Below are 25,124 nucleotides of genomic sequence, written 5' to 3'. Positions count from 1 at the left end.
AGAGTCGAATTTATATCGATACCTATTATAATCCAGTAAGAAGACATGGGACTCTAGGTGGAGTGAGTCCCATGGACTTTGAACTAATCAACTAAACCCCTGTGTCTACTTTTTAGGGGCCATATCAGTAGCGAGATTATTTAGGGTTGGCGTTTAGCGTCAACCCTTTTTGTTTCTGTGTATCTAAGAGATATTAAGCACTTAGCTCTTGGATTTGAGCAACAATCGCTTTTAAACCATTACCGCGAGATGGGCTCAAGTGTGTGATTAGACCTATTTTTTCAAAGTAGTCGTCAATATCGAACGCTTGAATCTGCTCTGATGTTTTGCCGTCATACGCAGCCATCACTAATGCAATCAGACCGCGCACGATACGAGCATCAGAATCAGCACAAAAATACCAAACACCGTCGATGTTCTGAGAAACTAGCCAGACTTGGCTTTCACAACCAGAAACTACAACCTGCTCACTCTTCAGCTCATCAGGCATGCTAGGTGATTTCTTACCCCATTGAATCACTTGGCGATAACGGTCTTCCCAACCGCTGAATGTCTGCATCTTTGCGACGATATCATTGCTGTTGATTTCTTTGCCGAATGGAGAGCTTGGGAATGACATCATTTTATTATCCAGTAGATTGTTAGGTGCTCAAAAGTATGCCGCTTCGTATCGAGCACTTACTTATTTAGAATGCTTTTGAACGATCTTTTCTACGATACGTGAAACCGCCACAAAACCAAACGTAGCTGTTACCACCGTTGCCGCACCAAACCCCGTCGCACAATCCATGCGCTTTGGACCTTCTGCGGTCGCTTTCGCTGCACATACACTGCCGTCAGCTTGAGGGTATTTAAGTTGCTCAGTCGAGAACACACAATCGATGCCAAACTTACGTGCTGGGTTCTTAGGGAAATTGTGATGACGACGTAATGTGTCTTTCAATTTCTTCGCGAGCGGATCTTGAATCGTCTTAGTCAGATCGGCCACTTTGATTTGAGTCGGGTCGACTTGGCCACCCGCGCCACCCGTGGTGATCACTTTGATTTTATTGCTACGACAATACGCCAACAGCGAAGCCTTAGCTTTCATGCTATCAATCGCATCTAGAACAAAATCGAACTCTTTCGACAAGTACTCAGCCTGATTGTCAGGACCAATAAAATCGTCAATCAGGTTCACTTTACACTCAGGGTTAATCAACTTAACGCGCTCAGCCATCACTTCGATTTTGCTCTTACCGACGGTACCCGACATTGCGTGGATTTGACGGTTAATGTTAGTCACGCACACGTCATCCATATCGATCAACGTCAGCTCACCTAAACCAGTACGAGCAAGCGCTTCAACAGCCCATGAACCTACACCACCAATACCGATCACACACACGTGTGCCGCTCTAAGTATGTCGACTTCACTATTGCCATATAGGCGACGAGTGCCACCAAATCGTTGGTCATAGTTTTCTGAAGCTGGAGTGGTCAATTCACGCATTGTTGCCGCCAATTTATTTCTGAGAAAAAGAAAAGAGTGCGTTTTATACGCACTCTTGAATAAAAAGTCTAGGGGATTAGCGATTCGCTTTCAATGCCCAATTTTATTGTCGTTTACTCGACCTTCTCAGGAGGTAACGCCCAAGGCGCTTCGGTCGCGCTGCCATCCAGACCCAGCTTCCACACTCGACCAAAATGCTTGTAATGACCCGCTTCAGTACCTGCTCTTGGCCCCATGCCGTGGTAGAGATCCAAGTGGTTCTGCTTAACCGCGCCACCGGTATCTAAAACTAGTAACAGTCTTAGTTGGTGTGCACCGCTCCAAGTACCGTCAGCATTTAATAGTGGTACCTCTGCAAGAATCGGAGTTCCCATTGGTAAGATAGAGCGATCGCCTGCAACCGCCGCCATTGGTAACAATGGAATGCCTGCGCTACCCATTACCGATAAATCTTCTCTAGAACTAAAGAAAACAAAAGAAGGGTTTTGCTCAAGTAGCTCTTTTACCACGGAAGGCTCATTTGCCATGACCCACTCTTTAATGGCTTTCAAAGACATTTTTTCGCGTGGAACTAAGCCTCGGTCAATCAAAACACGGCCAATGCTCACGTAAGCTTTGTTGTTCTTACCCGCATACGCGAAATATTTAAGCGTATCGTCGTCACCAAAATGGACAAAGCCACTGCCCTGAACTTCCATCATAAACGGGTCGATACGGTTTGCTGCGTAACCTAATTCAAGACCTTGGCCTTCTAATGCACCGTTGTAGATCTCTTCACGAGTCGGACAATCTTTATCACAATCAGGAAGTCCATAAACAGGGAATCGGTATTTTTCATTCGCTTCATGACGCAATTCCATCACCGGAGAAAAGTAGCCTGTGAACAAAACATTGCCTTGCTTATCGCCACCACCAAGTTGCGCGGTTTGAACACCAAAGTTGGCTAGTTCGCTCGGATCACCACTTTGCATCGCCCACTCATTAAGTTGCTGATAAAGCGGCTCATAGATTTTTGCCATTGAAGGGGATTTAGAAACCACCATCTCAGCTTGTTCTGAAAATGCGGTGTAGTCTCTTGGTTTATTGGATTCAACCTGATCGACCTTATTTAAGGCACGGGGAAATTCATCATCAAGGTGTTGTTGAGCACGATCGGTTGGTTGAGCACAGCCAAATAGTAAAGAGGCGGCAACAAGGGGAAGCCATTTTTTAATCACAAGAGTCATCCTAAAAATTCTATGCATCGAGGATGACAAAAACGGTCAGATAACACAATCTTAGATTGTAAGAGTTTACAGTAAGATAACCTATCGAACGGAATTATCGATATAGCCTTTGAGGCGAAAGACTGGGTTGTAGTGCCCATCAGAATCGAGCACCATTTCTGTGTTGTCAGAATTGGTCATGCGGAAGCGATAGGTTTTATCACCCGCTTTATATTCGAAGTAGTTACCATCAAAGTCAAAACTCGTCGAAACAACAGACCCACGCACTGACACGCCATTAGCGTTTAGTCGAAACTCGTCCGTCGCATAATGTGCAACGTCCTGCTCTACCCAAGTACCGTATATCAGATTGTCGGGCGTCGCCGCATCTTGTACTCGGGAAAGCACATCACCGAACAAGGAAACCACAGCAAACGATCCCACCAAAGCTAAAACCATTAAACAGCGTTCAATAATCTTACGCTTCAACTTAGATTGATTACGTTGCTCAGCTTCACTGTAGAGGCCTTGGGTAATCTCATCGATCTTGTTCTTTGTTGCTGGAGCTTGTTGCATTCGGTTACGACTCATAAAGATGCTATGTGCATTCTACACTGAGACAGTTTATATAATGAACCCTAGATGAGAATAGTTTGCGCTTTATTCCAAAAAAGGTGTTGTTTACACTTGAATTTAAATGCTAAATTAACGAATAAATAAACACAAATGGACTTGTTCTGTGAAATTAAGAAGTACAGCGCTAGTAAAAGGTTTCAGACAATCAACCCCTTACGTGAATGCTCACCGTGGCAAAACCATGGTTATTATGCTTGGTGGCGAAGCCGTTGCCGATAGAAACTTTGGCAACATAATTAGCGATATAGCCTTACTCCACAGCCTTGGGGTAAAGATTGTTCTCGTTCACGGAGCAAGACCACAGATCAACCAACTATTAGCAAGGCAAGATTGCCACACGCCTTACCATAAGAATATTAGAGTTACTGACGAATATTCTTTAGGTGTCGCGATGCAGGCTGCTGGTCAACTACAACTAGCCATCACAGCTCGACTTTCAATGAGCCTAAACAACACCCCGATGGCAGGCACTCAACTCAATGTGATGAGTGGTAACTTCATTACCGCTCAGCCGCTAGGTGTCGATGATGGTACGGATTATTGCCACAGCGGACGTATTCGTCGAATAGACATCGAAGGGATTAATCGCACACTTGACCAAGGTTCCATCGTTCTTCTTGGGCCTATTGCTAGCTCCGTGACTGGCGAAAGCTTTAACCTGCTTTCTGAAGAGGTCGCAACCCAAGTTGCTATTCGTTTAAAGGCCGACAAGCTGATAGGCTTTTGCTCCGAGCAAGGGGTAACAGATGAAAGCGGTAACGTGCTCGCCGAACTCTTCCCTAAAGACGCCAAACAAATTCTAGAACGCTTAACGGAATCTCAAAACCCAGCCGAAGACATGAGCACAGGAACACTGCGCTTCTTAAAAGGTGCTATCTCTGCTTGTCGTGCTGGAGTGCCTCGTTGTCATCTAATCAGCTACAAAGCGGATGGCGCATTAATCCAAGAGCTGTTCTCTTTTGATGGTATTGGCACCCAAGTGGTCATGGCAAGTGCCGAGCAAGTAAGACAAGCTCAGATTGATGACATTGGTGGCATCTTTGACCTCATTCGTCCACTGGAAGAACAAGGCATCTTAGTTCGCCGTTCAAGAGAGCAGTTAGAGCAAGAGATCTATCGCTTTACCATTATCGAAAAAGACGGCCTAATTATTGGCTGCGCTGCGCTATACGCGTATCCAGAAGACCACATGGCAGAGATGGCCTGTGTTGCTATCCACCCAGACTATCGCGATGGAAACCGTGGCCAGTTACTGCTGGATTACATGCGCCACCAATCAAAATCTCGTGATATCGACCAGATCTTTGTCCTTACTACGCACAGCCTTCACTGGTTCCGTGAGCAGGGGTTTTACGAGATAGGCGTGGACGAGTTACCGATGGAAAAACAAGGGCTATACAACTATCAGAGAAACTCAAAAATCTTAGCGCTAAACGTATAAATAAAGTTTTGGAGCGGAATCTCAATTTAATAGAAAAATAATTGCAAATGTAATCGTTTACTATATGAGATTTATCAAATATGCACTTTCACTCACACGAATAATTGTATAGAATTTAGGCGCTTTATAATATTAACAAAAGTTTTTATTGGAATTGCCATCTCGATAGTCACATCGAACTCATTGAGATGGTCACTGCACGGATTGCTATACCCGTTGACGGTCAGCACGCTAACTATTAGCTCTGCTCGTTAATATAAACAGCAAAAAGAGCAACATTGATATGAGAACCATTGTTTGTAACTCGCTGCAAAGTTTTTGGGATATGGCTGATAACCAATTCTTAGAAGGGCTAGACGTACACTGCGTATTCCCTGTTAGCGAGAATCTAAAAGAGTTTATTTTGAATTGCCAAGCAAAGTACAAGATAAACCATATATCGTTTACTCGAGCGTTTTTAAGCAAAGAGTCTTAATAACGTTCAAAGCAACCAGGGATGGTTGCTTTGTGTTTATCTAGCTCTAAGTTCAAGCCCTTTTCTAGCGGCCATTAACGACTAATTCGTTAAGCGACTGCCTAAACCACTCACTCGCTCTGTTTTCACCTTAATCCCACGCTTCAACACATTTGTGTCGCTGAACATCATCAGTCGTTTCTTAGCACGCGTAATCCCTGTATAGATAAGCTCTCGCGTTAAAATAGGGCTGAAATCTGGCGGTAAGATCATTAAGGTCAAATCAAATTCACTGCCTTGAGATTTGTGTATCGTCATCGCATAAGCGGTCTCATGATCGGGGACTCGGCTTGGAAGCACGGCTTTCACACTGCCATCGGGCAACTCAAAATACACCTTCAGTCTAGGTGTGGAATTCGCACTATTTGACTCTAAAGTCGTTGAATCGGCTTCGAGCATACAGATACCAATATCACCATTGTACAAACCTAAACCATGATCATTACGCGTCACCATGACTGGTCGCCCGTGATACCACAATTCATCGTTGTGCGGATTCACCAAACGTCTTGCGGCAAGCGCCCTTTCGATTCTGTGGTTGAGGCCTTTAACACCAAAATCCCCTTCACGAATAGAACACAGTAATCGGCACTGGCTAAACAGGTCGAGAACCGATTTTGCGCGTGATTCTTGAGTCTCTAGCTCTTCAAGCGATACATTCATTCTATTGAGATATCCACCATATTCATTAACCAAAGTTCGCAGCATCAAGTTATAGCTGTCACTCGACAGGGGGTGGTTTTCGATGTCATCAAACCCTTTCGCAAAGACTTGGTCTACTTGACTCGCCGAGCCGTTATTGATCGCTTTTGCCAACTGCCCGATACCTGAACGCGCATCGAAACGATAACTCTTCTGCAGCATACACAAGCTGTCTGCAATCGCAGGCGGATTTACAGATACTGCTTTAACCTGCCTTGGTTTGGCTATCGCGTCAAAACCTGTCATTTCCGCAATCAAGTTACCTTGCGCTGTACTGTAGCCTGTTGAATTAAACGAGCAGATATCACCCAACACAGCACCTGCCTCTACTGAAGCGAGTTGGTCTTTATCACCCAATAAGATGAGCCTTGCGTGCTCAGGAAGTGCATCCACCAGCTTATACATCATCGACAGATCAACCATAGAAGCTTCATCCACTACCAATATATCAAGGTGAAGTGGATTACGTCGGTTATGTCTAAACTCCGCTCGATTAGGAATCGCGCCGAGTAACCTATGTAAAGTACTGGATTCAGTCGGTATGTTGGCCTTTACTTCAGGCGCTAAAGGCAATTGCTCAATCGCTTTACCAATTGACTCAGTTAAGCGTGCCGCCGCTTTACCTGTCGGAGCCACCAGCTTGATCGTCGGTGTTTTACCTTGGCTTAGTGATTGCTCAACCATAGCCGACAGTAATTTGGTTACCGTGGTCGTTTTACCAGTACCCGGCCCACCAGAAATCACCGCGAAACGACGACTTAACGCCACCGCTGCCGCCACTTTTTGCCAATTCAAACAATCAGATAACGGCACTAGACTATCCAGCACATCTAAATCGGTCACTTGTTTAGCTTGAACAATCGCTTGGTCTATCGCGCCCCAATCTAGAACCTGCTCATTCACAATATCTAGATGGTCACACACCAGTTGTTGGCGTAATACCTGAGACGTTTGTTGGTTTGCTTCAGCCTTGGCTAAGGCATTAAACAGAAAATGGTAACTGCGTGCGAATAGTTGATTGAGCGTTTCAGTCAGTGCCTTCTTCTGTTCAGTATTGAACTCTACTGGCTTACTTAAACGGTTTAGAGTTTCAGCCAACACAACTTCGTAGTTCCAATAACGCTGTAAGTAGACACGCTGTCCATCAAACATCAGCGGCTTAACACAGTCATTGGTTGTACCTACTAGGTTTGACGATTGAAGTACCGCCACCCAATCAATACCTAATAACTTTTGATTCAATTGCAGGGCAGTTTCACCGTACAACCCAAGTAACTGAGCAAGATCCGCCGTTTGTTCAGGGCCTACCGTATGCCGCTGTATAAGCTGAGTACAAATATGCCCCTTGCCTAATTCATGGCTCACCACCCCAGCTAGAAAGCCGATCTCTTGAGAATGACTCGTAGCTTGCTGAGCAATAAAACGGGCAAATTGATAATCCAATTGGCGAATCGAACCCTTATCCGCGAGGAACTTTAATACATCCATAAGCTGCTCAGGGATAAGTGAAACTGGCTTTAGAGCGTTAGCTGTTTCCATAGTCGTGGTCGTTGTCATTATAGAAGCCCCATCTGTCCAGTTTCATTATCATTCAATTGTGCTGAACGTCTGTCTATCACTTTACCGTCAATCAATTGATCCATTTCATCGAGCAAAGCCAAGGTTGGTTTAGCCGAGAAAATACCTTGTTGTGATTGACCATCCATCCCTCTTAGGAACAAGTAATAAACCCCACCGAAATGTTGTTCATAGCTGTAATCCGCAACGCGGCTACGTAAGAAACGGTGCAACGCCAAAGCATAAATTTGATATTGCAGATCATAACGGTGGTCGGCCATCGCCGATTTCAATGCTTCACCATGGTAGACGGCAACGTCATCACCTAAATGGTTCGATTTCCAGTCAAGTACATAGTATTTACCTTGATGCTCAAACACTAAATCGATAAAGCCTTTCAGCATGCCTTGTACAGTTTGGAAGCCGAGATCACCCGCTTTAGCCGATAGCGGATCATGATATTGAATGGTTTGATTGAGCTCAGATGCGGCCAACACTTCGATCGGTAACAAGAACTCCATTTCGACTAATCGTTGAGTTGAGTCTTTCTCACTCAGCTTTAAGTTCTTTCCATCTAAAGCCGTGTTTAGCACCGTATCAACAAGCTGTTGCAGCACCGGTAACCATTCGAGTTCGTATTGCTCTGACTCTAACAAGTGAGTGATTACTTGCGTGTTATGGTCACTGGTTGCTGGCTCGGTAAATTCAACATCCTCAAACAAGGTATGTAAGAAGGTACCTGGGCGAGCACCGCGAGGGAACGTGAATATAGAACGTTCCGGTTCAATCAGTTCCGACTCATCTTGCTCATCGGCTGAATCAATATCGAAACCAGACACCTCAATCGTAGCGTCATGGCTTGCTCCATGACTGCCTTGTTTTACAAGCCCCGAGTAACTGGTGATACGCCAAGCTCGGTCAATTGAAGCCTTCAGTTCGCTAGCCTGTAAGTCGTCACTCACTTGTTCTGCCTGAACAAACACTTGCTCGTGAGCGGTTGGTGTTTCAGACAGTAATACGCTTGAATTCTTACCCTCAATCGCTGATAGAGCTTGATGTAACTCGGCGATGCCTTGCTCTTGTCCATTTTGAACCAAATAGCCCATGGCACTCAAATGTACACCGGTCGGCTCTTTGGTTGAGCGGCCTTTACGTAGCGGTGCCATGCCAATGAAACAACCGTATACAGCACGAGTAAGTGCTACGTAAATTAAACGTAAGTCTTCCGCCAATCGTTCTTTATCAGCTTGTGCTAAGGCACTGTCGCTACCGGTAATATCAAGCACTGTGGTATCTGACTCGTGATCGTAGAACTTGCCTTCACTCGCTTCACGGTAACTCGCGACAAACGGCAAAAATACGAGGTCATACTCCAAGCCTTTCGACTTATGAATGGTAACGATTTGAACCAAGTTTCTCTCTGATTCAAGGCGTTGAATGTCGTCATCACTACCGCCTAAACCATTTTGTGCATCTGATATCGCTTCTGCCAACCAACGCAACAAGCCATAGTCACTGTCGAGCTCTTGTCTTGCTTGTTGCAACAATTCGCCAATGTGCATCAAATCAGTGAGTGAGCGCTCACCATTTTCTTCTTCCAGTAAACGTTCCGCGAGATGTCGTTTACTGATCACGCTGCGAAGCATTGGTAGCACGCCACGTTGCAACCACAACTTACGATATTCTCGAAATTCGTTAACGACATTTTCCCAAACCACTTCATCGTTGTTGAGTTCATCCAATGAGGCGGCATCCAGAGCAAACAACTCCGACGCTAAACTCGCACGCAATGCACGGTCATTTTCTGGCGTCAGCACCGCTTGCAGTAAGCGTTGAATATCTTGCGCGACCAAACTGGTGAACACGCTATCTCGGTTAGATAAGTACACGCTCGCAATGCCTTGCTCAGACAGCGCATTCTTAATCAGACGACCTTCACTACCGGTTCGAACCAAGACAGCAATATCACCCGCATTCACGGCATGTTGTTTTTTGCCGTTATCAAAATAGGCTTGTTCGTTTTGAGAAGCCGTCAGAATAGTTTGAACTTGACTCGCCGTCGCCTCGGCCATGGCTTTGTGATATTCGCCTTTTGGTAAGGGCTTATCTTCAGCATCTTGCAGCCAAAAGGTAAGTGCGTGCTGAGTTTCTCCGTTCATTACCCATTGGCGTTTATCAGCCGATGGGCTGGCTGCGACAGGCAAAAATGGAATGTCTTGGTCGTAGATAAACGGGCTATCCGAATTCATAAACACTTGGTTTACCGCGCTGACCATATCAGCACTCGAACGCCAGTTAGTCCCTAAAGTGTAGTGAGCACTAACTTGGTTTCTCGCCTTGATATAGGTAAAGATATCCGCGCCACGGAAGCCATAAATAGCCTGCTTCGGGTCACCGATCATAAACAGACCACACTGCGGGTTATCGAGATAAATTCGGCTGAAAATACTGTACTGCAGCGGATCGGTATCTTGGAATTCATCGATCATCGCCACTGGGTATAAGGTACGAATTCTTTCCACCAGCAGTGATTGCTCATCCACATCAATCGATGCAGATAACTGAGTCAGCAAGTCATCAAACGATAGCCACTGTTTCTGCTGTTTAGCCTTGGCTAACATGGTTCGACAATGAGTAATCGCATGTGCCAACAATGGGGCTTTCAGATCTGCTGGAGAATTTAAGAAGTCCTCAATCGCTTCGAAAACTGCGTGCTGAGGTGCAGTACCTTTCGGCGTTTTTTCAATTAGAGTGGCTTGTGAGAACTTCTCTAGTTTATCTGGAAACTGGTAATCATGAGTGTCGCTCTGCGCCCATGCTGTGACGGCTTCTAACCAAGTAGGCAGAGACTTCTTGGTGTAGCTGCGTTTGTTCACATCTGAACCTGAAATCAAAGCCAAAAAGTCCGCTTCGGATTCGCACCACAACGTCTTAAGTTGCTTCACTTTATCTAGGTTTTGGTTGTGTAGCGTTTGTAAGTCGCCCGACATCGCATCTACGGTCAACTTCAGCGGAGATCCTGTCAGGTAGCGATTTACGTCAGCCAATAACGAAGCGGGAGAGCCCCAAATATTTCGCACTTCACCAGCCAGTTGAATTGGCAGCGGGTAGAACTGCTTACGCCAATAGTCGGCAACCACTTGTGCTTTCAGATGGCTTTCATCGGTCACAAATTCATTATCAAAACGGCTTCCAGACTCGAAGGCATTCTGAGTCAACATTCTCTGACAGAAACCGTGAATGGTGTAAACCGCAGCCTCATCCATTTGCCTTTCAGCATTGAGCAGAGTTTTCGCAGCGCCAGCATGATCATCGATAGCTTGTAATAAAGGAGCAATCACTGGGTCGTCACTTTGTCCACGAGCAAACGCAATACGTGCATCATGGATTCGAGCGCGGATACGATCGCGTAGCTCTGCCGTTGCGGCTTCAGTAAAGGTCACCACCAGAATTTGGTCTACAGTAAGCTCCTCATGGTGTCGAGTAGCTTCAGTCAGATCACCTTGCGGCGCAGCGGTACCGTGCCCAAGCAGTAGGCGCAAATACAAGCCAGCGATGGTAAATGTTTTACCCGTACCCGCTGATGCTTCAATTAAACGCGCGCCATGAAGTGGAAACGTCATGGTATCAAGTGTTTGTGGAACGATTACCTGAGCACTGCTTGTGGTCGTCATGCCTTACTGCCTTCTGATAAATTAGTCTGTTACAAATGTGACCTAGCGTAGAAAACGTCATGCAATTTACGTCCTACGCCAATTTGTTAATAGTTAGTGCGATCTCTCTCACGGATCAATTCAGATCGCCTCGCTACTATGCGCCCACGAGTTCAGGAGCGCCTACGAGTTTTATACTCATGCGTTACTTTGAACCACTGAATAATGGTCCCTCTGACCTGTGGCCGTACAGCGAACGCCCTACACTAATAATGATTTACTGGCGGCCACTTTATTTCCTGTACCCTGACTTTCCGCAAATCACTATCTATCGCTTTTACTAAGCTTATACCTCGATTACCTCTAACCTTTTGATAAGCCCTGCACTCCAAATTTACATCTAACTCTTTATTTTCCATGTCTTTATTCAAACGCATCTCTTTGACGTTAGTATCGTTGGCGATCTTGCTGATCACTGCTGATTATTCCTGATCTTCAAGATCGGCAGCGGCAAGTCTTGCGGCCTGTAACACAAGCGTTGAATACATACGCGACTCAGCAGCCAGTTCATCATCCCACTTAGGCCAAATTCGTGAGATATAGGTGTCTCTGCCCTCGCCCGTAAAGGCGAAGCTGTCATTAAAAGTATCGGCCATTTTCTTAAGTGACTTTTCTTCGTCATCGACCCATTTACCACGGCTAAAGCCAGCCTCAACGCCAGCCAATGCGGTTTTCGGGAAGTAAGGCAGTGGTGCTGTCATGCCTTGATAAAACAGTCGTACTAACTCAGCCAGCAAACTCTTCGCCTGAAGCGCATCGCCGATAGGTTGTAGCGTTTGGTGAACCACGCCTTCTTTTCTGTCGTAGCCAATAATATGGGTCGTTTTTCCGTGTCCCATCACTGCACAACATAGATGATCAATCCACGCTGCCAAATAATCTTGAGAGCGTATTTTACCGCTACGGAAACGAACTAGACCCGATTGATAGTTTTGAGTTAACCAACCCATCAAACGAACAGGTTTGCCTTCGCCTAACACATCAAATTCGATATTCACTTCGAGATCTTGCTGCGGTGATCCGCTCACAAATCGAATTTCTTTGGCTAAGTCTTCCGCTTGAACACGGTTGGTTTCAAATTCGATATCACCAAAGGCTCCGACCGGTAATCGACCCTGTGCTTTTTGCTCAGAGACAAACAGGCGCACCGCTTCATCTGCACCTTCAGGATGGTCCAGCAACACTTGCAGCAGCGCATCTTTAAGCTGGAAGCTCTCTAGTCCATTGAGTACGAACGGCTCATCGTCTTCCATCACAGGAAGTGGCGGTTCAAACACCACTTTTAGACGGCGATTAAAGAAGTACTGCACTGGCAAACGCCAAAAACGCTGTAACTCAACCAGATCCAATTCCAACGGGTACGTTGCACCCAACAAATAGTCATCCAAGGCACGATTGAATTCACCACTACGTTCACCGAAACGGTTAGCCGCAGGAAGCCATTCTTTGGCGTAACTCAGCACATGGTTTGCGTCACCTTGAGTAAAGGCTGCAGGGCTAAATGGTGTCATGGTGTGTTCAAAGCTGATCGCTTGAGTCAGGTTGATGCCTGAATCATCACTTGGTAAGGCTTGGTCTTCACTTAAGCAGTAGTTCTGCTGGCAGTATTCAATCAATTCAGAAACCAGCACCGACGGCACTCGCTCAGTATTATCTTGAATCGAACGGCCGACATAGCTGATGTACAAGCATTCTTGAGCTGACAGCATCGCCTCTAAGAATAGATAGCGGTCATCATCACGGCGAGAACGATCCCCCGGTCGTGTGCGTCCGTTCATCAAGTCAAAACCTTCTGGCGGCATTGAACGAGGGTAAACACCATCGTTCATTCCCAATAGACAAACGGTTTTGAAAGGAATGGAGCGCATCGGCATCAGGGTACAAAAGTTAACTTGGCCAGCTAAGAAACGTTGGCTAATACGCACGCCAGATAACTTATTATTGAGGTACTGGTAGATAATGCTTGGCGACAACTCTTGTTCATACAAGGCATCATCAAGCTGTTCATTCAGTTGCGAAAGTGCATCGCGAATCGATTTGAGCACCACCTCACCTTCCAGCTCAACCGCAAAGAAATCATCAATCATTTGCAGCAAGGTTTCACGCCAATTATCGATAGATTGTGTTTCAGTTAAGCGTTGACGGTAATGGGCAATACGATCGATAAAGTGCGCTAACTTACCGGCAAGTTCGGCGTTAATGCCTTGAACTTCGTTATAAGCAGCAATCGGAGAATGCTCGGTCTCAAACAAACCAGCAGAATCAGACATCGCATAGCCTAAGAGCATGCGCTGAATACCGAATAGCCAAGTGTTTTGCTCGGTCGCAGGTAGATCAAATTCTGTCGCCGTTGAAGCGTCAACACCCCAACGAATGCCCGCTTCTTCAACCCATTGCTTGGCTTGCTCGAATTGAAATTCATCAATACCAAATCGCGCCATCATCGCAGGGATTTCTAACAGCTCTAGCAACTCAGACGCTAGACAACGCGTATTCGGTAGCGCGACCAACTGCATGAAGGCGGTCAGAATTGGGCTTTCTTGGTCTGCGGTTCTATCAGAGATCGAGTAAGGGATATAACGCTCACCTGGAGCATTACCAAATACCGCCTGAATCGCTGGGCTATAAGCATTAATGTCAGACACCATCACGATGATATCGCGTGGTTTCAGGGTCGGGTCGGCATCAAACATCGCCAACAGCTGATCATGAAGAACTTCGACCTCGCGCATTGGGCTGTGACACGCATGTACGGTCAGCGAGCGATCGCCAAGCTCAACCACCTGTTTATGGTTACTAGAATCTAGGATGTGGTCGTCTTGATGCTCTTCTAACTGGAGAATGTCGGCTTGCAGTTGATGAAGCAGGTTATCCCTCTCAACATCAATAAAGAACTCATGTTCTTCGCTATCTGATTGAGATAATAAAAACAGGTTATCTCTGCCCAATTTCCCCATAGACGCAAGCAAGCTATTACCCACGGCTTGGCTGGTGTGCAGTTCATCTTCAACGTTGGCTTCAATGCCATCTTTCAATGGTGACACTTCACCCTCTAGCTGAGGTAAACCATCAACCAGAGCAAACTGTTTACGGCGCTGCGCTTCGACTCTTGCCAAATATTTACGGTCGCGAATATCGCCCCAGTAATGTTGGCAAGGGTTGGTAAACATCAAGTGCACATCAATCTGCTCACCGAGAGCTTTCAGCGCATCCATATAACGAGGTGGCAACGAAGAAATACCAAACACGAACAAGCGTTTAGGTAGGTGCTGCAGTTGACCTTGTTGATTTGCTAGCGCTTCAATGAAGTCGTGATACAAGTTGCCACGGTGATATTTTGATTGGCCTTGAGACAGGATCTGGTCATAAAGTGCTTGCCACAAAATCGGCTGCCAAGGATGCTCTTGCTGCCCTTCATCATCGACCAATTCAGCAACGGGTTCTCCTGCTTCCCACATCGCCATCCATTCAGGTCTATACACCAAGTATCCATCGAAGATATCGGCAATTTTCTCTGCTAATTGATACAACTTAGAATCATCTTCGTCATTTTCAAGATAGCGTTGCAGGGGTAAGAAATCAGGGTGGTCAAGCTTAGCGGGTAGCAAACTCATTAGCTTCCACGTCATCGCGTCTTTGTTAAAGGCACTGCGTTTAGGCACATCAGGAAGCACTTGGGTAAACATATCCCAAATGAAGGTTGCTGGAAGAGGAAAGTCTATATTTGCTGCTACACCAAACTCTTTGGCGAGTTCCATCTTAAGCCATTGAGACATACCTGGGCTCTGAACCAAGATCTGCTCTTTTTCGAAAGGATTGGCTAAAGGGTCACTTTTGATTAAGTGAACGAGAAGGATTTTTAAAGTATCGACTTTATTGGAATGGTAAACAGTAAACAAAGTGCACTCACGCTAATCTTGCCACAATATAAAGCCAGATTAGCATAAGTGCCGAGTTTGGATTAGGAATATAAGCTTATGAAATACTGAAAACTTAAGGTCCGTTTATCTTTTGAACTATTGCTTCTTACAATCTACTGCCTACTGCGCTTAGTACACGATGAGGTTTGTAATTCATGTAATAACGAACCGCCACATAACCCACGACAAACGTTGCCACAATCAATTCTAGATACGCTAGGTTGAAGACTTGATCCACATAGTGAGTTTCCACACCAACAGTTTGCATCCAAGCCGCCAATTTGAATAACGCCGTTGCACCAATCACGATTGGGAAGGTAAACGCCGCATAACCTGGGCTAAATGGCAGACGAAGTAGTTTGAAAAACGCAATGTAGATAATAAAGGTCATTAACACTGCAATGCCAAAGAGTAACCCAATGATCACTGGCGAAGGATTTGCCGTCACCGTTAGGTAGCCTGCTAAAGATAAACTGGCTGGTGCCGCCATAATCGCAATCGTTGGTTTTGCTGCGTCAGGTACTTCATGAGAGAAGATCAAACGGTAGATCATGAGAGGTAGCATTACGGCATAAACCAATAAGCCAAAGACTAAAGTCGCATGAGCAACGGGTTCTAAGATCGGATTACCTGAAAAAGAAACGTCTGCCACGATAATACCGATTGGTGGTACAAACCAACTTGGCACCATGTGGTGGATCTCAAAGTTTTTAGCTCTGTGGTATAAGAAGCTCACCAAGAACACGGCATGTAACGCTACCGAAGCCAACCACATTGCTTCTTGAAGAAACGGAGATATTGGAGCCAATGAAGCAGACACAACCATGCAACCCATCGCGAAGGTTGGCACAACACTACCCACAACAGGGTGAGCAAGATCTTCACGTAATAGGTGGCCGTGAATCAAAAATTTCACAGCTAAAACAAGAAGTAATACCGCAGCCATGCCAGCACTGATCCACTGCACCAAACCCGGTGTGTGTAAGATACCTTGCGCGACTAAAACACCATCCCAGCACCAGCCTAAGCTTGCGATTGCTAGTGCCAACCCAGCCATGGGTGTTGGAGCTCCTGTTAATCTATATTTAATACGTTGAATCATGTCAGCCTCTCTTAAACTTAATTCACTAAACTTGTGAACTCATCAGCTTGTTGAAGCCATAATACGCTTGCGCTTCGTTTAACAATATCCAATTATATATAACAAGTGTTCATTAATACTGAACGAAACCTTTTTCCACCAGCAGCGTAAAACTAGGAACCTGATGGCTAATATTTCAATCAAACAACTCAAAGTGTTTGTCACCATTACCCAGCATTCGACGCTTACCGCCGCATCGGAAGCACTGTTTTTATCCAAGGCAGCTGTCAGCATGGCGCTGGGCGAAATGGAGAAACAGCTGGGTCACTCTCTATTCGACCGGGTCAACAACCGATTAATTCTCAATCAAGAAGGACAAAAGCTGCTTCCTTTGGCTGACGAGATTCTTCACAGAGCCGCAGGCATCGATGTTTTGTTCCGAGATGACCAACCATTAAGTGGCAATTTAAAGGTTGGCGCGAGTGACACGATTGGTAATCAGGTCGCACCCTTTATTCTGTCTGGCTTTCGCGAACTAACTCAGCATCAAGATCAGAGCTTGTTCATTTCAAACAGTGCGCTGATCTGCCAAAAGTTGGTGGATTATGAACTGGATATCGCGTTAATTGAAGGAAAAACACTCCATCCGGAGTTGATCTCTAGCCAGTTCAGTAGCGATGAAATGTGTATTATCGTTAGTAATCAACACCCTCTCGTTGCAAAAGAAAAAGTAACTTTAAGCGATTTAGAAGACAGCCATTGGATTCTACGTGAATCAGGCTCAGGGACTCGCGAGTTTTTCCTGCGCGCCGTCGCACCGCGTATCGAACACTGGTATGAATCTTTTGAACTCAACACGACCGAGGCGATCATCAATTCGGTTTCTGCCAATCTTGGATTCGCGTGTTTATCACGACTGGCGGCGCAACGAGCGATTGATTCAGGCCGGGTGAAAGCACTCGATGTCCCACTCGACATGAAACGACGTTTCTGGATGCTGGTACACAAAGACAAATACCAGAGCCCACTACTGAAATCTTTCATGAGTTATTGTGAAGACTGGGCTACACATCAAGATTGAGGCCGCATTGTTAGGGCTCCAACTGGACTTTTAGCATCAGAAACTGTATAAAAAGCCAGTAAAATTTATCAAACTTAGAGGATTAACCATGGCTGTTATCGTCAAGTACGTGGTCGAACGCAACGGAGAAGAGAAAATGACTTTTACCTCTAAAGCCGAAGCTGACGCATACGACAAAATGCTGGATATGGCTGATGAGCTTTTTGAACTGTTAAGCAAAAGCGATTTAGTTGAAGATGAAGGCAAGCAAGAAGAACTTGCAATGTACCTAGCGAAGAATAAAGAAGAAGTTCTTTACGCACTAGGTGCTAAGCGCAAACCAGCTCCGAAAAAAGAAAAGAAACTTGAAGCTGTTGAAGACGCAGAAGAAGATGCAGCATAACTAGCTGATACCTTTCTAAAAAACGTCAATAATGCCTCTAATAAGAGTCCGTTGTTGGCGTTTTTTTATACTTATTGAAATATAATGAAGCTTGTTTATAGTCGAAATCGCTCTAAACATTCGCTTGCACAAAAGTGTGATAAAGATCTAATCTATAGTCATCAGGTGATGGGGTTCCACCTAAGCTTTTGCTTCAACCGCCCGTTCTTTTCGAACAGTGCTAATGACTCCTACAGAATCGAAAACAGGTAATACTGTTGGATGTATCGCTATTCCTCCATTTTGAAATGGACTTAGTCTATTAAGACCGAGCTTCATGACACCTTTGGATTACCGATACTCAAGATCTGTAGTGAATTAGCCACACCTCTTCCAACACGTCCTGTTTTCTCAACGCCCTAGGTCTTAAATGGCTCTATCAGTGAGAAAACATTATGCACTACTCTTCAGAAATTCAATCAATGTGCCCTATTCAAAGGGGTGATCTTCACACTTCAGCTCCCATTCCAGTTGAAGGCGCTATGGTTAGCCCAAAAGATGTCATCGCTATTTCTGGCTTAAGCCATGGCGTAGGCACTTGTGCACCACAACAAGGTGCAGCCAAACTGACGCTAAACGTAAAAAACGGCATCATCGAAGAAGCACTAATCGAAACGATTGGTTGTTCAGGCATGACTCAATCAGCCGCGATGGCAGCCGAAATCCTCACAGGAAGAACCATTCTTGAAGCCCTGAATACTGACTTAGTGTGTGACGCTATTAACGTAGCCATGCGCGAAATCTTTCTGCAATTCGTTTACGGTCGAACTCAGTCAGCATTCTCTGAAGGCGGCCTAGAAATTGGCGCAGCATTGGAAGACTTAGGTCAAACACAACGTAGCCAAGTAGGCACCAGCTATTCAACCTCAGCAAAAGGCGTTCGTTACCTAGAGCTTGCAGAGGGGTACGTAACCAAGCTTGCACTTGATGATCACAGCGAAGTGATTGGCTACGAGTATCTCAACCTCGGCAAAATGATGAAGGCGATTAATCAAGGTATGTCAGCCAATGAAGCAGCAGACCTTGCTATGGGAACCTACGGTCGCTTCGATGAAGCCGTAACCACCATTAACCCACGCCAACAATAATTTTTGCCAATTTAGAGGAAAGATATGATGAACACTCAATTTAATGAATCAGTAACTCGCGTATTGGCAGAGATGAACTTCGACTCTTTAGAGCAAGCGAACCAATACTGTAAAGCCCACAACGTTGATCCAAAAGCCATGGTGATGGACACCCAACCTATCGCTTTTGAAAGCGCTGCCGATGCCTATATCCTTGGCTCAGCACTCGCGCTATTTCGCAAAGCCACCAGCGCAGAACAAGCAGCGAATATCATTGGTGAAGGCCTTCAAGCATTCACCAAACCCGGCAGTGTTGCAGAGCAGCGCCAAGTGGGTATCGGCCACGGAGCATTGGCTGCGCGTCTTCTAAATGAAGAAAGCCATTGCTTTGCTTTCCTTGCGGGCCATGAATCTTTTGCTGCTGCAGAAGGTGCGATTAAAATCGCACTCAACGTCAACAAATCACGTCAAACACCACTGAAAGTAATCTTAAATGGCTTGGGTAAGGATGCGGCTTACTTAATCTCTCGTATCAATGGTTTTACCTATGTACGCACTCAATACGATTACCAAACAGGTGAGCTTGTTGAAACAGAACGTCGCCGCTTCTCACAAGGCCCTCGCGGAGAAATCTTATGCTACGGTGCTGACGACGTACGCGAAGGCGTAGCTATTATGCACAGAGAAGAAGTGGACGTAAGTATTACAGGTAACTCGACTAACCCTACTCGTTTTCAGCACCCAGTTGCGGGTATCTACAAAGCAGAACGTACTCGCCAAGGTTTGCCTTACTTCTCAGTTGCTTCAGGCGGCGGTACAGGCCGTACATTGCATCCAGATAACGTGGCAGCAGGCCCTGCGTCTTACGGCATGACTGATACCATGGGCAGAATGCACGCTGACGCTCAGTTCGCAGGTAGCTCTTCCGTTCCAGCTCACGTGGCAATGATGGGCTTTATAGGTATGGGCAACAACCCTATGGTCGGTGCGACGGTTGCATTGGCTGTGGCTGTGAGCGAATCTCAAAACGCATAACGACAACGTTGAGCTCCATGCTCTATCCATAGAGTAGAGTCCGTAAACTGAGAAACAAGTAATAACAGACGACCAAAACTCTACACCTATCACTAAAACCAAACAGCCAGCCTTATGCTGGCTGTTTTTTATTCACACTTGCTCTACTATCTATTTCTAATAATTATTTGTATCTAAGATTAAATACACAAACCATTCGTATTTAACTGCATATTTTCAAAGGAATAATATGAAAGAGCTCATCATTCATACCATTACCGTGTTCATGGGCTTTTTTGCCATTATGAACCCTATCGCTAATACGCCAATCTTTCTTGGATTAACCGGTGATAACGATAGGGAAACGGTCAAATCTATCGCGTTCCGTTCGGTACTTATCGCCTTCGTTATCGTTAGTACTTTTGCGATCTCTGGCAAACTGATCTTTGACCTCTTTGGTATCACGCTGTACGCGCTGCGCATCACAGGCGGTATTCTGGTCTTTTTGATTGGCTTCCACATGCTGCAAGGTGATTCAACACATTCAAAAGCAAAAGAGAAAGTAAACTCAGACGCCCAGCGCGACGCTGCGTTAAGCATCGCTGTATCACCTTTAGCCATGCCAATACTGGCAGGCCCAGGCACCATTGCCACTGCGATGAATTTTGCCAGTACTGAAGGGATTTACGAGACCATCATTACCATTGTGGCATTTGGCCTCCTCTGCACCCTAACCTACGTCTTGTTTGTATTCGGTGAACGCTTCGTTAAAGCGGTTGGACCAAGTGCACTAAACGTGATTACTCGAATGATGGGTCTAATACTCGCAGTTATCGGTATGCAGATGTTGATTGAAGGGATTGAACAGGCTTACAAGGCGCTGTTTATTTAACGTCTAATTCCACTAAGTTTTATACAAATATAGCCAGCAACTTGCTGGCTATATTTATTTTATTGTTAATCTATGACCTTGTATTTGAAGGCTTTCATTAACAATACATGACACTCCTATAAGAGCGTATCAATACTATTTATATTCCATCGTTGTTGTTTCAAATCCTAGTGGCTCTAATACTTTCTTATGCTCAGCCCAAGAAATAAATGATTCGGCATCAGTATTACATACGTCACCTGAGCTTTCCGCACATGGTTTAGTACCACCATCATAGTTGACGCTATATTTCTCGGTACTTCCATCGTATGTCAGGTTATTAACTTTGTAAGTTTTAAAACCATTGCCTGAAATGACAATGTCTTGACGATCTGTTGATGTTAATTGAGCATCGCCTAATACATTCCAACCATCACTACCACTTGCATTATAGTTATTAACGATAACAGTGTAGTTATCAACATCGTTCATTGTCGTCCACACTGGATTGTCTTCTGTTCCAGTATTTACCTCAAGAGCCGTCACTGTGCCAGATACACCTTTCACATCTTCTGTAAACGTGTAACGCATGCCCGAGACGTACGGAAACTTACCAGCATGAGCACCTTCCGCAAGCGTAGGCTCAATTGTGCTGTCGATTAGATTTCGAATCACTTCGCCTTTAACGGTTAAAATCGACAAGTAGTTCGAGAATGGTAATAATTCTAATGTCGCATTGCCTTCCCTGAAATCACCTGACGCAATATCCGTTCGAACACCACCAGCTCCCACCAAACCAATCTGAACATTTTTACCGGTAACCGCTGTTACCGACGGTTGATTTGCCCAATAAATCATACCTTGAGCAATCATCGGAGCAACATCTGAACCGTGCTTATCAGTTCCAGTATCACCAGGACGGCGCTCATGACTGATTTCAGTCGGTGCAGCTGCAACAACATCACCATACGCAGCGTCGAGAGCTGGCTTATAAGTTGCGTCGATACGGGTTCTTAAATCAATATCTTCATCTTTTATCGTGATTTTTTCATTATTATCAATAAACGACGTTACATCATCTTTATCAGTACTAATCATTTGATGTTCTCGATGAGAATCGTGATAAAACTCATCATTTGATAATAAAGTATTGTTCCCAACACATGAGATGAGATTGCCGTCTATGTCAAATGAAACATCAACGTCTCCGATAGCTTCCGCATATTGGCCAGCTTGAACCACACAAGTACTCTGTGCTTTGTCTTTTTGCGGGATCATTTCGGCGTAAATACCATTATTACCTTGATCGAGATCGGTAAAATCACCAAGTAAAGTATGAGAGTGACCGCCAACAATGATATCGATACCCGTTGTATTGGCAGCCAGATCCTTATCGGCAGCATTTCCTATGTGTGATAGAACAATGATTTTATTCACACCCTTGGTTTTTAAATCATTTATAGTGGCCTGAGTTGCTGTAATTTGGTCACTAAATGTCACATCACCAGTTCCGGTAGCTATCGTTGGCATATCACCTAAAACAACACCTATTACCGCAACAACTTTCTCATCATCACTTGCATCAGAAACAGAGATAATTGCTCTTTTTTCTGAGCCTTCAAATGCAAATAGTTGATACGGATATAAATTATCTACATTACTTAAAGACTGATCTTTTGATGCATCCATATTATTTGCTAATACAGGAAAACTAACTGTATTGATGAACGATGCGAGCTTGTCGGTATCTAAGTCGAATTCATGGTTCCCAAGTACCATTGCATCTAACCCCATCTGGGACAATAAGTCTGCGTTTGCAGCCCCTTCATTTAGCTTAAAGTAAGCGGTACCTTGCCATGCATCACCACCATGCAAGAATAACAAAGGTTCTTTGTCTGCTTTAGCCCCCGCTTTGATATCGTCAGCGGCTTTCAATAGGCGAGGATAACCGCCAAATTCGTTATAAACCTTCTTGCCATCAGCACCCATAGTAAAACTGGATTTTACAGGATCAAAATTTGAGTGGGTGTCATTCACATGTGCTATGCGCAATGTCATATCGGGGGCAATAATATTGTCGTCATTGTCCGAGCCACAACCAACCATCGCTACGCCGATAGAGAGCACCAGTAAAGACTTAGTAAAATTCATAGAAGATCCTTTATTAATCGTTTTAATGTCGTTATGGCAGGCAATATACTGACATCTTGCAGGGTTTTAGTGATCGTTCTCTTAATTACACGTCTGGGAAATTGAGTATTTACCCTAACTGTAGGCACAAGCGATTAATCAACAGAAGTCGAATAATTCTGATAATAAACATGAATTTATAAAGAAAGTGTGACTCACTCTATTGATACTGCTAACAAGAGGATGGGCTAAAGATAAGTGTCAGGTGTGGAAATGAAATGGCACCGCGCTACTTAAGTAAGCACGCCCATATTTAAGAGCAAGGTATAATATCCGGATAATGAAAACTATCTCTAAAAAGACAAGCAATATCATTTTACAGACTTTATCCCGATACGCCCTTTCATAACGAGGGCGCTCTCTTTATGATGAACGCAATTAAATTAACTTTGCTAACGGCTGCACTCATTATTCGAGTCACTGCTATGAATAGCAAAATCAAGACTCAACACATGGAGATTCAACATGGCTTACTTTTCACTAGCCTTCGGTACGGCAACCAAAAACCGCGACAATAAAATCATTGAAGCGTTCTTCCCTAACCCACTTCTAAACCCAAGCGACGCTCTTGTAGCAGCTGTAGCTGAAGTGTCAGGTTACGCTGAAGGCAACCAAGCTATAGAAATCTCTGCTGCACAAAGCGCAGAACTAGCGAAAGCATTCGCAGCAAACGACGATGCAGCAAACGCATCTTTCGCAGAAAAAGCGGCAGCGTCTGAACAGCCACTTGTTCTTGTTGTTCTTGCTACTGACGAGAAGCCAGCATCTGTTGCCGAAGGCTTCCTAAAGTTACAACTTATCTCTAACCGCCTAGTTCAACCACACGGTACGGTACTGGACGGCATCTTCGGTCTACTGCACAACATTGCATGGACAAACGAAGGTCCTATCGACCTTCCTGAACTAGCTGAGCGTCAAATCGAAGCTCGCCTTGCGGGTCGCGCTCTATCTGTAGATTGCGTAGACAAATTCCCTAAAATGGTAGATTACGTGGTACCAACCGGTATTCGTATTGCTGATACTTCTCGTGTTCGTCTTGGCGCACACGTAGGTGAAGGCACAACAGTAATGCACGAAGGTTTCATCAACTTCAATGCAGGTACTACTGGCGTAAGCATGGTTGAAGGTCGAATATCTGCGGGTGTTGTTGTGGGTAACGGTTCTGATATCGGCGGCGGCGCTTCTATCATGGGCACTCTGTCTGGTGGCGGTACTATGGTTATCTCTATCGGCGAAAACTGTCTACTAGGTGCAAACGCAGGTCTGGGCTTCCCAATGGGCGACCGTTGTACAGTTGAGTCGGGTCTTTACGTGACTGCGGGAACTAAAGTTCGCATGCTAGATAAAGAAGGCAACGAAGTAGAAATCATTAAAGCTCGTGACCTTGCTGGCGTTTCTGATCTTCTGTTCCGTCGCAACTCGATCACAGGTCAAATTGAGTGCCTAGCGAACAAGTCTGCTGTTGAACTAAACAGCGAACTACACAGCAACAACTAATCTAAGCGCTAGATGCTAGATGCTAGATGCTAGATGCTAGATGCTAGATGCTAGAAAATACGAAGCCGCTGGGGTTAAATCCAGCGGCTTTTCTTTTTATAGCGGTAAAGCAGAGAAGGTTATGCTTTTTCTGCTGCTAGCTGTTCAAGAGCTTGAATCGAAGTCTCTGAAACCAATGTTCCATCCATGTAGTAACTGACCTTGTCGCCATCACGAACACCCATCAGTACAGCTTTTTGGCCATCATTGTAGGTAATGTCCATACGTATGGTATTTTCATCGATTTGTTGCATTTCGCCTTGTTCGATATGGCGATTGTTGAAGCCAAGTGGGGCTTCTTTCAATGAGTCATCAAGGCTATCGTTCACATCAATCATAGTATCGACCTTACTATCAAAGATATGAGGCGCGCCAGTAAGTGGGTTTTTCCCTGCCCAGAATTCGATCGAGTTAAATACGATGTAATCGGCTGCGAATGTTAAAGCGTAAACTGGAGCAAGCAAGAAGTTGACCCCTGCACGAGCGTAACGGTTATCTACAACCTCAACGTTGAACTTCATTAATTTACCAGTAACGGCATTACTACCGACACACCCAGCTAACGACATGACAATCGCTGCCACTGCAACTGCTTTTGTGATTGTTGTTTTCATAGATCCCTCTTATGCCACGATGATTAATTCAGTTTTTGAACGGCCAAATTGAATTGTTCTTGTATGAAT

General features: G+C 45.0%; 18 protein-coding genes and 1 riboswitch. Of the genes, 8 read left to right on the top strand and 10 right to left on the bottom strand.

Annotation, left to right across the window (positions count from 1 at the left end; genetic code table 11):
• Positions 1–193 precede the first annotated feature (193 nt).
• The 4 genes from csdE to L3V33_RS20660 all read right to left on the bottom strand — a co-directional run bounded on the left by csdE (position 194) and on the right by L3V33_RS20660 (position 3,273).
• Positions 194–622, bottom strand: a complete 429-nt coding sequence (gene csdE / locus L3V33_RS20675; protein ID WP_237291125.1) for a cysteine desulfurase sulfur acceptor subunit CsdE — start codon at positions 620–622, stop codon at positions 194–196.
• A 60-nt stretch (positions 623–682) separates the two neighbouring features.
• Positions 683–1,492 (bottom strand): tRNA cyclic N6-threonylcarbamoyladenosine(37) synthase TcdA, encoded by an 810-nt coding sequence (gene tcdA, locus L3V33_RS20670; protein WP_102437446.1) that lies wholly within the window; start codon positions 1,490–1,492, stop codon positions 683–685.
• Between the two features lie 113 nt (positions 1,493–1,605).
• Positions 1,606–2,718 (bottom strand): murein transglycosylase A, encoded by a 1,113-nt coding sequence (mltA, locus tag L3V33_RS20665; RefSeq protein WP_237291124.1) that lies wholly within the window; start codon positions 2,716–2,718, stop codon positions 1,606–1,608.
• A gap of 81 nt (positions 2,719–2,799) precedes the next feature.
• Positions 2,800–3,273, bottom strand: a complete 474-nt coding sequence (locus L3V33_RS20660) for a DUF2850 domain-containing protein (RefSeq protein ID WP_237291126.1) — start codon at positions 3,271–3,273, stop codon at positions 2,800–2,802.
• Between the two features lie 163 nt (positions 3,274–3,436).
• Between L3V33_RS20660 and argA the strand changes: the two genes are divergently transcribed.
• Complete coding sequence (gene argA / locus L3V33_RS20655; RefSeq protein ID WP_237291123.1) at positions 3,437–4,774, top strand: amino-acid N-acetyltransferase; 1,338 nt, start codon at positions 3,437–3,439, stop codon at positions 4,772–4,774.
• A gap of 283 nt (positions 4,775–5,057) precedes the next feature.
• Entirely contained in the window at positions 5,058–5,249 is a 192-nt protein-coding gene (locus tag L3V33_RS20650) for a hypothetical protein (RefSeq protein ID WP_004735192.1), read from the top strand.
• Positions 5,250–5,330: 81 nt separating this feature from the next.
• Here the strand turns inward: L3V33_RS20650 and recD are convergent, their stop codons facing one another.
• The 4 genes from recD to L3V33_RS20630 form a co-directional block, all read right to left on the bottom strand.
• Complete coding sequence (recD, locus tag L3V33_RS20645) at positions 5,331–7,547, bottom strand: exodeoxyribonuclease V subunit alpha (protein WP_237291122.1); 2,217 nt, start codon at positions 7,545–7,547, stop codon at positions 5,331–5,333.
• Complete coding sequence (recB, locus tag L3V33_RS20640) at positions 7,547–11,221, bottom strand: exodeoxyribonuclease V subunit beta (RefSeq protein ID WP_237291121.1); 3,675 nt, start codon at positions 11,219–11,221, stop codon at positions 7,547–7,549. The genes recD and recB overlap by 1 nt, the downstream gene beginning before the upstream one ends.
• A gap of 461 nt (positions 11,222–11,682) precedes the next feature.
• Complete coding sequence (gene recC, locus L3V33_RS20635; protein ID WP_237291120.1) at positions 11,683–15,159, bottom strand: exodeoxyribonuclease V subunit gamma; 3,477 nt, start codon at positions 15,157–15,159, stop codon at positions 11,683–11,685.
• A gap of 127 nt (positions 15,160–15,286) precedes the next feature.
• Positions 15,287–16,282, bottom strand: coding sequence for a TDT family transporter (locus tag L3V33_RS20630; RefSeq protein WP_237291119.1), 996 nt, complete (start codon positions 16,280–16,282; stop codon positions 15,287–15,289).
• Between the two features lie 163 nt (positions 16,283–16,445).
• On the opposite strand from L3V33_RS20630, the gene L3V33_RS20625 reads away from it, so the two are divergent.
• The 5 genes from L3V33_RS20625 (at position 16,446) to L3V33_RS20605 (ending at position 20,736) form a co-directional block, all read left to right on the top strand.
• The gene (locus L3V33_RS20625) at positions 16,446–17,342 is read left to right on the top strand and encodes a LysR family transcriptional regulator (protein WP_237291118.1); all 897 of its coding nucleotides are present in this window, start codon (positions 16,446–16,448) and stop codon (positions 17,340–17,342) included.
• A gap of 88 nt (positions 17,343–17,430) precedes the next feature.
• Positions 17,431–17,724, top strand: coding sequence for a YebG family protein (locus L3V33_RS20620; RefSeq protein ID WP_004735185.1), 294 nt, complete (start codon positions 17,431–17,433; stop codon positions 17,722–17,724).
• Positions 17,725–17,879: 155 nt separating this feature from the next.
• Positions 17,880–17,964, top strand: a riboswitch (Fluoride riboswitch).
• Between the two features lie 194 nt (positions 17,965–18,158).
• A complete protein-coding gene (locus tag L3V33_RS20615; RefSeq protein WP_065206889.1) occupies positions 18,159–18,851 on the top strand; it encodes an iron-sulfur cluster assembly scaffold protein in 693 nt (230 codons plus the stop codon).
• 24 nt (positions 18,852–18,875) lie between these two features.
• Positions 18,876–19,865, top strand: coding sequence for a GGGtGRT protein (locus L3V33_RS20610; RefSeq protein WP_237291117.1), 990 nt, complete (start codon positions 18,876–18,878; stop codon positions 19,863–19,865).
• 229 nt (positions 19,866–20,094) lie between these two features.
• On the top strand, positions 20,095–20,736 hold the full coding sequence (locus tag L3V33_RS20605; RefSeq protein WP_017079911.1) for a MarC family protein: 642 nt from the start codon (positions 20,095–20,097) through the stop codon (positions 20,734–20,736).
• A 135-nt stretch (positions 20,737–20,871) separates the two neighbouring features.
• On the opposite strand, the gene L3V33_RS20600 is transcribed toward L3V33_RS20605, so the two are convergent.
• Positions 20,872–22,866, bottom strand: coding sequence for a bifunctional metallophosphatase/5'-nucleotidase (locus tag L3V33_RS20600; protein WP_237291116.1), 1,995 nt, complete (start codon positions 22,864–22,866; stop codon positions 20,872–20,874).
• Between the two features lie 504 nt (positions 22,867–23,370).
• Here L3V33_RS20600 and dapD point away from each other — a divergent pair.
• Complete coding sequence (dapD, locus tag L3V33_RS20595; RefSeq protein ID WP_017059885.1) at positions 23,371–24,402, top strand: 2,3,4,5-tetrahydropyridine-2,6-dicarboxylate N-succinyltransferase; 1,032 nt, start codon at positions 23,371–23,373, stop codon at positions 24,400–24,402.
• A 119-nt stretch (positions 24,403–24,521) separates the two neighbouring features.
• On the opposite strand, the gene L3V33_RS20590 is transcribed toward dapD, so the two are convergent.
• Positions 24,522–25,055: a DUF3332 domain-containing protein gene (locus L3V33_RS20590; protein WP_237291115.1), complete on the bottom strand. Its 534-nt coding sequence runs from the start codon at positions 25,053–25,055 to the stop codon at positions 24,522–24,524.
• Positions 25,056–25,124 lie beyond the last annotated feature (69 nt).

The organism is Vibrio sp. A2-1 (assembly GCF_021728355.1).
GTDB classification, from domain to species: Bacteria; Pseudomonadota; Gammaproteobacteria; order Enterobacterales; family Vibrionaceae; genus Vibrio; species Vibrio splendidus_K.
Note: the sequence above shows the minus strand (reverse complement) of the source record. Positions and strands in the feature narration are given on the sequence as shown.